Consider the following 12,064-nt stretch of genomic DNA (forward strand, 5'->3'; position numbering starts at 1 on the left):
ACAATATTATTACCTTTTATCTCTTTTATTATTTTAAAGTTGTTGTATAGTTTTTTTATGGCTAGAGTTTATATATAAATTTTAGGAGGATTAAATATGAATGACACTATTAAACTTAAAGAAATTGAAGAGATTTATGATAAAATAAGTCCCTTTGAATTTAAAAATGAATTATTAAAAGTAGCAAAAAAAGATATTGATGGAAGTAAGCGACCACTTCTTGATGCTGGAAGAGGAAATCCAAACTGGACAGCTGCAACTCCTCGTCAAGCCTTTTTTACTTTTGGACAATTTGCAGTTTCTGAAACTCAAAGGGTTTGGAGCGAAGGAGATCTTGCTGGTATGCCTCATGCAAATGGTATATATAATAGATTTAAAGAATTTGCAAATAAAAATAAAACTGCCCCTGGAATGGAGCTTTTAGTAAATATAATTGAATATGGAATAAATAAAAAAGGTTTTAATCCAGATGAATGGGTTTATGAACTTGCAGATGGCATAATTGGAGATAACTATCCTTTTCCAGATAGAATGTTATCCTATATAGAAAAAATAGTTCACGACTATTTGGTAAAAGAACTTTGCTCTAATGACTTTAAATGTGGCGATTTTAATTTATTTGCTGTAGAAGGTGCTACTGCTGCTATGTGTTATATTTTTGATTCTTTAAAAGCTAATGAAATTTTATGTAAAGGAGATAAAATTGCTATAATTACACCTATATTTACTCCTTACTTAGAAATTCCTCATATTCCAAGATATAGTTTAGATATAGTTCAAGTTAAAGCCTTGGAACATTCAAAAGATGGAAGTAATTGCTGGCAAGTATCTCAAAATGAATTAGATAAACTTAAAGATACTTCAATAAAAGCTTTATTTATTGTTAATCCTGGAAATCCTTCCTCTGTAGCTTTAACAAAAGAAAGTAAAGAAAATTTAATAAATATTGTTGAAAAATACAATAAAAATTTAATAATAATTTCTGATGATGTATATGGTACATTTGTTCCTAATTTCCGTTCTTTAATGGCTGACCTTCCTTATAATACAATTGGCGTTTACTCTTTTTCAAAATATTTTGGAGTAACTGGCTATCGTTTAGGAACAATTGCTATTCATAAAAATAATGTATTAGATGATTTAATAAAAAATCTATCTGATGATAAAAAAGAACTTATTAGAAGAAGATATAAAGAACTTCGTACTGATTGTGAAAATCTACCTTTTATAGATAGAATTGTTGCAGATAGTAGACAGGTAGCTTTAAACCATACTGCTGGTCTTTCAACTCCTCAACAAGTACAAATGGCTTTTTTCTGTGCCTTCTCTTTATTAGATTCTGATGATAGTTATAAACATTTAACAATGGAAATATGTCGTCGTCGTGAAAAATTATTATTCGAAGGTTTAGGCTTGGAATTAAAAGATAATCCTTATAGTGCATATTATTATACAGAATTAAATTTACTTGAATGGGCTAAGACTAGCTTTGGAAATGACTTTGCAAATTACCTTCAAACCAATTATAAATTAGTATATATACTTTATGAATTAGCTAAAGAATGTTCTATAATCTTATTATCTGGAAGTGGATTTGATGATTCTGAATGGTCCCTTAGAGTATCCCTTGCAAATCTTGATGATTATGAATACTACAAAATTGGTAAAGTTATGCGTAAACTAATGATAAGTTTAATTGCTAAATGGGAAAATCCTAAAAATAGATTAAAAGAAACTTTATGATAGAATTTCTATCATAAAGTTTCTTTTTTATCATTAATAATTTTTTTAAGTATTACAAATCTTATTTTGTCATAAGATATTTCACTTGGAAGATTTTCTTTAATAGGCTTTATTCTATAATAACCATATTTCTCTATTGCTTCTAAAATTAAATTTTCTTCCTCTTTACTAAATAAAGTAGAAAAATCTATATTAAAATCTATTTCATTTCCTTCTTTCATAAATTGCTGCACATGAGATATTATAGTTGTTATTGCTAAAGATCTTTCATCTGAAATTTCTTTAAAGTCTTTTCCAGACCTTAACATCTCTATTGTTACTTCATAGGATTTTTGTTTTGAAGAATTACTTTTTGTTCTTTTATGAGATTTTTCATAATCTAATTTTTCATCATATGTAAAATTAGATTGTATATTATTTTCCTTCATATAATTTTTTATATAATCTAAAAATACTTCTCCATATTTCTCTATTTTCTTTTCTCCAACACCACTAATTTCTATTAATTGAGTATTATTTATAGGCATTCTTATACTCATTTCCTTAATAGTATTATCTCCAAAAACTACATATGGTGGTACTCCTTCCTTAGCTGCAATATTTCTTCTAAGATCTTTAAGTATAATAAATAATTCATTATTATCATTAAGTTTTTTAATCCTTCTCTTTTCTTTAAATAATACTTTTTCATTTCCTTTTATTATATTTAATGACTTAGAATTAGGTTTAACAACAGGATATTCTCCACCATAATTAATATATCCATGAGAAATCAAAGTATTTATAAAATCTTTTAAATCCTCTTTAGAATAATCTGCCATTATATTGTATGTAGTTAATTTATTTAATCCTAAATCAATTAGTTTTTGATTTTTAGATCCTCTTAAAACATCTACTATCATACCTATACCATAAGGTCTTTTCATCCTATAAATACAAGATATAACTTTTTGTGCATCAATAGTTTTATCAACAACCTCTCCAGAAGATTCGCAATTACTACAGTTATTACAATTTTCTTTAAGTTCTTCACCAAAATAACTTAATATAAACTTTCTATAACAATCATTAGAATAAACTAAATCTGTCATAGTTTGAAGCTTTGACAACTCATTTATCTTTCTCTCTGGATTTAATGTTCCTGTTTCTATAATATATTTTTGTGTTTGAACATCTCCTGGTGAAAATAAAAGTATACATTCTGACTTTTCAAAGTCTCTTCCTGCTCTTCCTATCTCTTGATAATATCCTTCTATATTTTTAGGCATATTATAATGTATTACATATCTAATATTAGGTTTATCTATTCCCATACCAAAGGCATTTGTTGCAATAATTAAATTTATTTTATCATATACAAAATCCTCTTGAGTTCTTTTTCTTTCTTCATCAGTAAGCCCTGCATGGTATCTCCCACAAAGTATTCCCTTTGAGTTTGATAAATCATATAACATATCTACTTCTTTTCTTGTAGCACAATAAATTATACCTGAAACATCCTTATTTTCTTTAACATAATCTAATATGTATTGCTTTTTATTAACGCCCTTTTCTATTATGATCTTTAAATTTTCCCTATCAAATCCAGCAACAAAAACCTTTGGATTTTTTAAATCTAAAAGTTTTACTATATCTTCTCTAACTTCCTTGGTTGCTGTTGCTGTAAAAGCTGATACTACAGGTCTATTCTTTAATAATTGTATAAATTTACTTATATATTTATAGCTACTTCTAAAATCATGACCCCATGCTGATACACAGTGCGCTTCATCAACAGCTACTTGTGAAATATTAATATTTGATATAACATTTAAAAATTCCATTGATTCTAATCTTTCAGGTGCAACATATAAAATCTTTATATTTTTATCTTCTATATTTTTAAAAATATCTTGTATTTCTAAATTAGAAAGGGAAGAATTTATATAAGCAGATTGAACGCCTGTACCATTTAATGTATCTACCTGATCCTTCATAAGAGAAATAAGTGGTGATATAACAATTGTTATTCCATCCATAAGTAATGCTGGTACTTGATAACATATAGATTTACCTCCACCTGTTGGCATTATTGAAACTACATCATTACCATTAATTATTTCATTAATTATTTTCTCTTGTCCTTTTCTAAAACTACTATATCCAAAATAATTTTTTAAAACTTCTATCGACTTTTTCAAAATTATCCTCCTAAAATTTACTATTACTATAATTATAACCTTATTTTCTTAATTATAAAAAGGAATTACAATTAAGTAATTCCTTTTCCATAACTTTTATGTACTATTCAATTAGTTTCATAACTTCTTCTACTATTTCCTCTGTTGCCATTTCACTTGTATCAATTTTTTCTGTATCCATATCTTCATATAAATCAAAATATTTAAGACTTCTCTCTAAACATTCTATGTCCCTTTTTCCCTTTGCTATATCACTTGATATCCTTCTTTTTAAAACTTTTCTAGAACATATTAATGTTATCTTCTTTAATTGAAAATCCTTATTTGATATCATTTCTAAAATATCATCTAATATTTGTTCATCATGTATTACCCAATTAAAAATAATATTTTCTAAATTTGAATTATTTAAAAAATTGTTTAGAAGAAAGGCTATATTTTCTTTTACCATTTTTTTATTTTCTTCATTAACTATAAATGGATTCATCTTCCAGCACCAATCTCCATCTAACCATACTGAATTTTTAAGCCTTTTATTTAGTTCTTTACAAGTTTTAGTTTTCCCAACCCCCATTGTTCCATTAACAACAATTAATTTTTTCATATCAATTAACCCTTCTTTCAATTACATTTAGATTTTAATATTTATCCTATTTAAAATTTTTTCATATACCCTTTGCATAAAAGGTTCTTTTTTTGTGTATTCTCTAAGTTCTTTTAAAGGTATCCAGCTAACTCCACTATTTTCATCTTCTTTTATTCTAATATTTCCATCCTCTTCTCCTTCAAAAAGATATGCTACTGATAAATGAAGGTGAGGTGATACAAAATCTCCCCTTTTTATGTGACCATTTACAGGAAGGACATCTAATGATGCTATTCCATTATATAAAAGTTTTGCGTTTTTTAATCCTGTTTCTTCTTCAAGTTCTTTAAATGCAACTTTTAAAAAATCTTTATCTCCATCCATGTGACCGCCTGTCCACGCCCATGACTTATATATATTGTGATAAACCATAAGAGCTTTATCTTTATTTTTATTAAGTACAAAAGCTGAACTTGTTAAATGACAAACTACATTTTTTCTAGTAAACACATCCTCAAAATTATTTATACACATAAGAATATTCTCTTTATCCTTTATTTCTTGATCATTTACTGGTACATATTCTTCTATTTCCTTTTTCCAATCCATAAATTTCCTCCAAAATTTATATAAATATTATTATTTATATAATTTAAAGTCAAAACCTTTATATAGTTTTTTCCATCATTATTATTTCTTCTATTGTTTCATATCCATTTTTTATATAAAATTTTTCTGTCATATTAGATTTTAAAGTATACAAATATATTTTTTTAATCCCCTTATCTTTTAACCTAATGGTAAACTCATTTAATATTTTCTTTCCTATTCCCATTCCCTTCTTACTATTATCTACACAAAGTTCCTTAATATTAAAATGCATACAATCATAATAATACTCATGATTTCCAAGTATCATACCTACTGGCTTATTCTCATAATAACAAACTAATCCATAAGAACCTTCACAGTTTATCATTTGTATTAATCTATTTTTTGCAGTAGTTCTTGTCCACTTATCATTCCAAGGTGGTGAATTAAAGGATTCAATATAAAAACTTACTATTTGGTCTAAATGTTCTAGAGTAATTTCTTCAAATCTCATAATACTCTCTCCTAAAATTTAATTTATCTAAATCTATTAAAAAATTAAGCGTAATAACTTATTTAATTGTTAAAACGCTTAATTTACTATTTATAATGGATTTCCATTAAAATCTTTGTATTGCGGTGGATTCTTATCATTTCCAACATTATTTTGTTTTTCATGTAGTCTTTGTCTTCTTTCACCTTTTTGCATAGGTGTTCCAAGATTATCTTTTTTAGGCATAACTTAAACACTCCCTTCATGTATTATCTTTCTCTTTATAAGAATTAAAAATACACTTATATTAAATTTTTACATGAAAGAATTTTAAATTTAATTAAGTTTTGTATATCTAAAAAAGCATCCTTTATAATTTATTATTAAAACCTTTCCATTTGTATAAAAAATTGGACAACTATTCTGTTCTACACTATCTTTATTTTCTTCTATTATTGTTATCTTATAATATTGTCCACTCATATAAGATTCATTAAAATTTTCTTTAATAATATGAGTTCCCTTTAAATTTTTATTAATATTCTCCTCATTAACTTTATTTATTTTATAATAAGGATCTCTAAATTCCTTATTATAACTAAATTTATCGAACCCGCTAAAATATCTATGATCAGATATTATAACATTCTTTTTAGCTAACATTGAATACTTATTTAAAACTTCATCTGTATGTTTTGAATCATTCATATAACTATATATAATTCCATTGCCCCAAATACCTTCAATCTCATCTAAAATCTTTTTATCATTTGTATTTTTAGCATGTTTTACTATTTTTTTTGTAACTTGTTGTCCATTAGGATTTTCATTATAATTTTGTAATGCTTGTACTACTTGCTTATCATTACCATTTTTAATACAATATACTCCTCCACTAATTATTACAATTAAAGCTGATAAAAATATTAAAGTCCTTCTCATCTTCTTTCTCCGTTAATATTATTATTTCTTAATTACAATTAAATATTACTATTTTTAAATATATACTGCAACAAAAATATTTATTGTTTATTTATATAATTTAATTAAAAAATGCTCTGAAAAGTAAATTATTCAGAGCATTTTTATTAATTTTCTAAACTTATTGAATTATATATTTCTTTCTTTAATTCATTAAGTATTTTACTAGCATCATTGTACTTTTTATTTTTAATTAAAGTATCTACTAGATTTATTTGTTCCTTTATCTTTCCTCTTTTATCTTTTTCTATTTTATTTAAATCAATAATTTTTATACCATTTAATTGATTTATTAAAATATTTTCATTCTCCTTTTGTGCTTTATCAATTAGGTCATTAAGTTCTTTTTCTAATTGTGGCATAGCCTGAACATTTCTGTATGAAATAGCATCTTTTGATTTTTTTATTAATTTTTTATATTCTTTTTCTTCTTTTCCTATCATATATTGAGAAAATTCAGCTTTATGACCATTTAAATAAACTTTAAACTCATTTATCTTTTTAGTTTCTCTTTGCGTATTAAATATTAACAAGGCCAATACTATAGCTGCTATTATAATTCCAATTACTTTTTTCTTTTTGTTTTTCATCTTTTTCACCTTCAATAAATTAAATTATCTATAACACATTTTATCATAGTATATTAAAATTATAGATAGAATATTTTTTTATTATAAAATATTTATTAATTTTTACTTATAATTTATAATATCACTTCAAATTCTTCAAAAAACTTATTTAAATATTCTTCCATATAATTTATTCTTTTTCTAGCTATAGTTCTTCCTATATCAGTTTCCATATCTTCTTCTAATTTCATTAATTTTTCATAAATATAATGAATTGTTGATGAACTTTTTTCTATTTCTCTATCTTTATAACTTTCTAGCTCTATATTTGGATTATATAAACTTTCTTCTTTATAAGCTCCCATAATAAATGCTCTTCCTATTCCAATTGCACCTAATTTATCTAAATTAACTGCATCCTTTAAGACTTTTGATTCAACTGATAAATTTTTAATATCTTTATATTCTATACACTCTTTAACTTTATTTATTATATTATCATTTAAATTTAATTTATCAAAAATTTTATTAATATACTCATTTTTATCATTAATATTTTTAAAAAATAAATTTAATCTATACATATAACAAGATAAACATAATATATTCTCATCTATTTCCAATGATTCTTTATAATTTATATATCTAGCCATTTTATATACTCTATCTAAATGATATATATCATAAATATTTTCTTTATATTTATTATCATATAGTAAATTAATTTCTTCTCTTATTGAATTAAAATATTTACTCATCTCAATAAATTCCTCTCAATTCCATATATTCTCTATTTTTTATTTATAATATTTTTAATATTATCCTCATTTAATCTATATACTGTCCATCCATCCATTGGAACTGCACCTAAACTTTTATAAAATTTTATTGATGGTGTATTCCAATTTAGGCAACTCCATTCCATTCTTTTACATCCGTTTTCATGCGCTATTTTAGATATGACTTTAAATATTTCTTTTCCAATTCCCATGCCTCTATATTCTTTTCTAATATATATATCCTCTAAATAAAATCCTGCTCTTCCTACAAATGTTGAATAATTAAAAAAATATAATACATAACCTATTGGGTTTCCATTAAATTCTGCTATCATTACCTCTGCTTGTTTTTTTTCAAATATTGATTCTTTTATACTCTCTTTTGTTGCAATAACTTCATCTAACATATTTTCATAATCAGCAATTTCTTTTATTAAACTTAATATTAAATCAACATCTTCTTTAAAAGTTTTTCTGAGTTTAAATCCTTTTATTTTAGTATCTATATATTTCATAATACCCCACCTTTATTTTATGTTATATTATACCATATATAGTATATAGTTATAATATTATTTTATTAAAAGCAATAGAATATTATTTCCATTGCTTTTAACCATAATTATTTATACTAATATTTCTATGTGGGTAATAATTATTTATTCATTTTATTAAATTTATGATTAATATTTTCTTACTTTTTTTCCTTTGGAAAAATCATATTTGGATATATCTTTTTCAAATATGAATTTGGATAATGTGTATCTAAAAACCTATCAATAAAACTATTTGCTTTAATATGATTTATTCTAGCTACTTCCCTTCTTACAGCTAATGCTGATAATACTATATTAGGCACCATAATTATTATAAATATATATGTCCAAATTCTTATAGATTTATCAGAGAAATGTGAAATAATCTTCTCAAAAAATGGATATACTTCCTTTAAGAAAAATAAACCTAATATTCCCCAAAATACACAGTACTCAACACTAGTTCTTCCATTTATACTAAGTGCTTTACTTGTATAATCCCAAGATATTGTTCCTGTCATTTTTTGTTGAATCCATGAACATGCATATTCAAAAAATCCTCCAAAAATAGCACTTACAAAAAATATTAATAATCCATCTTTTTTACTAAACCTATATAACAATATAGTCAATAAAACACTTCCTATACCATATACAGGACTAAATGGTCCATATAACAAACCTTGTCTACTTTGAAAATAACCATTTCTAATATAGCACCAAAGCATTTCTACTGCATATCCTAAAACAGATCCTAACATAAAAATCCAAATTAACTTATAAATATTTATTCCTTTTTTTAAATTAACCATAAAACTACCTCTTATCCCTTATATATTTTAATTTATAGTATATAACTGAAATTAAATATTAATTTAAAAGAATTCTAATATTTAATATAGTATCATTATATTAAATATTAATAAGAAAAATCTTTTTAAAATTTTTTTAATTTTTATTAGTGTTTTAAAAATTATTATCAAAAAAAAAGCTTGATAAATTAATGAAACATATTTTTATTAGACTTTAAGTTTTCTAAAAACATATTACACTTTTATTTATCAAGCTTATATAAGATTTTATTTTACTCCATTGCTATAAAATCTACCTTTTCAATGTTTGGCATATCACCAAGTCCCCCTAGTAAACCTGTTAAGTCGCATTCTAAAGATGACATATCTATTGTTATACTTAAGTTAGCAGAACCGTTTATAGGTATTCCCTGATCTATTGTCAATACATTTCCACCCTTATCAGATATATAATTTAAAATATCTGATAATACACCTTTTTTATGTTCTATTATCATACTGAAAGTCATTTTTCGCCCCTGTACACTTTCTGCAAAATCAAAAACATGATCTTTATACTTATAATATACACTTCTGCTAATTCCTATTTTTTTTGTGGCTTCTGTTATTTCTTTTATTTTTCCTTCTTTTAATATTTTTTTAACCTCTATTACCTTTTCATATACTTCCGGCAAAACCTTTTTGTCAATAACTAAATAATTACCTTTCATTTGTTACCACCTTCTATAACAATTACCCCTATTTTATTTACAAATAAGTATTTAGCCTAAAGCCCCGACTACTAACACTTTTTTTCTTATTGCTAAAGTTTATTTAATAATTAATATTGTTTAATTTACGCCTAATATTTTGACGCCACATTATTATATGATTCTTTTTTAATAATATCAATTATTTTTTATTAATTATTAAATCTATTTATTACATAAAATTTTATATAATAAATACCTGACCCCAATTTTTTCGATATAATTAATTATTCATAAATAATTTATTTATATAAATTTTATTCCCCTTAATTTATTTCATTAAATACAAATAATTAATTTATACTATAATAATATCATGTACTTAATTGAAATACAAGTGTATTTATATTATGTACGAATATTAATTCTTAATTATATTCCATTACCTATAAGATTTAATATTATTCCTCCTTTTATTGAAACATTATGACTATGTGCAAATTCCTTTGCATCTTTTATTTTTAATTTTATAACTTCAATTTCTTCATTTTCTTCTAAGTTTTTTGTACTTATTTCTCCATAAACATCCATTTTTACTATAGCAGTTGTTTCATCAGTCATACCAACTGAAGTATAACTTGCATCTAAAAACACTTCATAACTTGATGCCTTTAAGCCAGTTTCTTCAAATAGTTCCCTTTTAGCTGCCTCCTCCATAGTTTCACCTGGATCTATAAGTCCTGCTGGTAACTCATATATATAATCATTAATTGCTGGTCTAAATTGTTTTAATAATATAATTTCATTATCCTTAGTTATTGGAATTATCATAACTCCATCTGCTCTATTATGATCTTTTGTTTTACAAGCAAGATCTTTTTCATCCCTTCTACTTGCTACAAAGTATCTTTTTAAATTTCCCTTTTTATTTTCAAGTTTTAGTTCATACATGTTTAAATACTTATTATCTGTTTGCTTTTTAATTTCTAATAATTTCATTTAAATCTCCTCTTTCCATTTCACATAATTTTTTGTATTTGCATTTTTTACATTTATATTCTTCTTCACACATAACAAACATTTCCTTTGGTTTTGGTTTGTTAAGTTCTTTATCTTCAAGCATTGCATCTATAACATTAATTTCTTGCTTAACCTTTAACTTCATTTCTTCTAAATCACTATTTGAAAATTTATATTCTTTATTTTCTCCAGTAAATAAATATTCAATTCTTCCTATAATCTTTTCTAAAGGCATTTTATATTTATCCATTACATAAAGGGTATATACTATAAGCTGATTTTTATCATCTTCACTTTCTTTTCCAGTTTTCCAATCTACTATTATACAATTTCCATTTCCATCAATATATAACATATCTATAATTGCAAATACTTTAATATTATTTATAAATATATAATCAAATTTTTTCTCATCAATTTCAAGAACATCCCAAAAATTTCTTATTCTAATATCATTAAAACTCTTACTCTCAAAAAAGTTTTCCACACATTGCTCTATTCTCTCTTTAATTTCATTTATATCATCTTTTTCAAGCTTTCCATTATAATAATACTCCTGAAGCATTTTCCCTGTAGGATAATTGTTCCATTCCAATATTCTATCATTTCTATTACTTTGTTTAACTAATGTATTTAATTTCATTCTTATAAAATTCTTAAATCTATCTATATTAACTTCTAATTCCTTATTATTAATTTTATATTTTATAATATCTTTAATTCCCTCATGAATTATATCTCCAAAATATATCCATATATTAGTTAACTTCTTTAATCTCCAAGTTACCTTCCTTTCATAATCTGCTTCGTATTCCCATCCTCTATATGAACCATAATATGTATAGTAATACTCCCTTAAACAAGACTTTATTGTTTTTATTTTAGATATACTCCAAGATTTTTCTGGATAATCCTTTACAAAGAATTTATCTTTTTTCATACTCTCCTCCAAGACTTAAATATATTAATTATTATACTATTTGAAAAATCTTATTAAAACTATAAAACTTAATTTAATAAATTACATATAAATAACTTATTTTTTCAAATTTTCAGAATAAATTTATTTTTTATCTTCTAGGCTA

At 24.0% G+C, this 12,064-nt stretch carries 14 protein-coding genes; 1 reads left to right on the forward strand and 13 read right to left on the reverse strand.

The genetic code is table 11. From position 1 onward, the window contains the following. The first annotated feature begins 96 nt into the window (after positions 1-96). Positions 97-1,743, forward strand: coding sequence for an aspartate 4-decarboxylase (gene aspD / locus J2Z53_RS02900; RefSeq protein ID WP_209795717.1), 1,647 nt, complete (start codon positions 97-99; stop codon positions 1,741-1,743). An 11-nt stretch (positions 1,744-1,754) separates the two neighbouring features. Here aspD and recQ read toward each other — a convergent pair whose 3' ends face one another. The 13 genes from recQ to J2Z53_RS02960 form a co-directional block, all read right to left on the reverse strand. Then, positions 1,755-3,923 carry a DNA helicase RecQ gene (gene recQ, locus J2Z53_RS02905; RefSeq protein ID WP_209795718.1) on the reverse strand — a complete coding sequence of 723 codons (2,169 nt, stop codon included), beginning with the start codon at positions 3,921-3,923 and terminating at the stop codon, positions 1,755-1,757. 103 nt (positions 3,924-4,026) lie between these two features. Further along, positions 4,027-4,527, reverse strand: coding sequence for an AAA family ATPase (locus J2Z53_RS02910; RefSeq protein WP_209795719.1), 501 nt, complete (start codon positions 4,525-4,527; stop codon positions 4,027-4,029). 27 nt (positions 4,528-4,554) lie between these two features. After that, complete coding sequence (locus J2Z53_RS02915) at positions 4,555-5,118, reverse strand: NUDIX hydrolase (RefSeq protein WP_209795720.1); 564 nt, start codon at positions 5,116-5,118, stop codon at positions 4,555-4,557. Between the two features lie 58 nt (positions 5,119-5,176). Then, the gene (locus tag J2Z53_RS02920; RefSeq protein ID WP_209795721.1) at positions 5,177-5,614 is read right to left on the reverse strand and encodes a GNAT family N-acetyltransferase; all 438 of its coding nucleotides are present in this window, start codon (positions 5,612-5,614) and stop codon (positions 5,177-5,179) included. Positions 5,615-5,704: 90 nt separating this feature from the next. After that, positions 5,705-5,839, reverse strand: a complete 135-nt coding sequence (locus J2Z53_RS12905) for a clostri-philic family protein (RefSeq protein ID WP_268835767.1) — start codon at positions 5,837-5,839, stop codon at positions 5,705-5,707. 90 nt (positions 5,840-5,929) lie between these two features. After that, the gene (locus J2Z53_RS02925; protein ID WP_209795722.1) at positions 5,930-6,535 is read right to left on the reverse strand and encodes a hypothetical protein; all 606 of its coding nucleotides are present in this window, start codon (positions 6,533-6,535) and stop codon (positions 5,930-5,932) included. 146 nt (positions 6,536-6,681) lie between these two features. After that, a complete protein-coding gene (locus J2Z53_RS02930) occupies positions 6,682-7,164 on the reverse strand; it encodes a hypothetical protein (protein ID WP_209795723.1) in 483 nt (160 codons plus the stop codon). Between the two features lie 113 nt (positions 7,165-7,277). Beyond that, positions 7,278-7,901 carry an HD domain-containing protein gene (locus tag J2Z53_RS02935; protein ID WP_209795724.1) on the reverse strand — a complete coding sequence of 208 codons (624 nt, stop codon included), beginning with the start codon at positions 7,899-7,901 and terminating at the stop codon, positions 7,278-7,280. A 32-nt stretch (positions 7,902-7,933) separates the two neighbouring features. Beyond that, complete coding sequence (locus tag J2Z53_RS02940) at positions 7,934-8,437, reverse strand: GNAT family N-acetyltransferase (RefSeq protein ID WP_209795725.1); 504 nt, start codon at positions 8,435-8,437, stop codon at positions 7,934-7,936. 179 nt (positions 8,438-8,616) lie between these two features. Beyond that, entirely contained in the window at positions 8,617-9,270 is a 654-nt protein-coding gene (locus J2Z53_RS02945) for a putative ABC transporter permease (RefSeq protein ID WP_209795726.1), read from the reverse strand. A gap of 272 nt (positions 9,271-9,542) precedes the next feature. Next, on the reverse strand, positions 9,543-9,980 hold the full coding sequence (locus J2Z53_RS02950) for an ACT domain-containing protein (protein ID WP_209795727.1): 438 nt from the start codon (positions 9,978-9,980) through the stop codon (positions 9,543-9,545). Between the two features lie 411 nt (positions 9,981-10,391). Then, entirely contained in the window at positions 10,392-10,958 is a 567-nt protein-coding gene (locus J2Z53_RS02955; RefSeq protein ID WP_209795728.1) for an NUDIX hydrolase, read from the reverse strand. Further along, the gene (locus J2Z53_RS02960) at positions 10,939-11,919 is read right to left on the reverse strand and encodes a PD-(D/E)XK nuclease family protein (RefSeq protein WP_209795729.1); all 981 of its coding nucleotides are present in this window, start codon (positions 11,917-11,919) and stop codon (positions 10,939-10,941) included. Before J2Z53_RS02960 ends, J2Z53_RS02955 begins: the two co-directional genes overlap by 20 nt. Positions 11,920-12,064 lie beyond the last annotated feature (145 nt).

Origin of the sequence: Clostridium moniliforme (assembly GCF_017873235.1) — a bacterium.
Taxonomy (GTDB): domain Bacteria; phylum Bacillota; class Clostridia; order Clostridiales; family Clostridiaceae; genus Clostridium; species Clostridium moniliforme.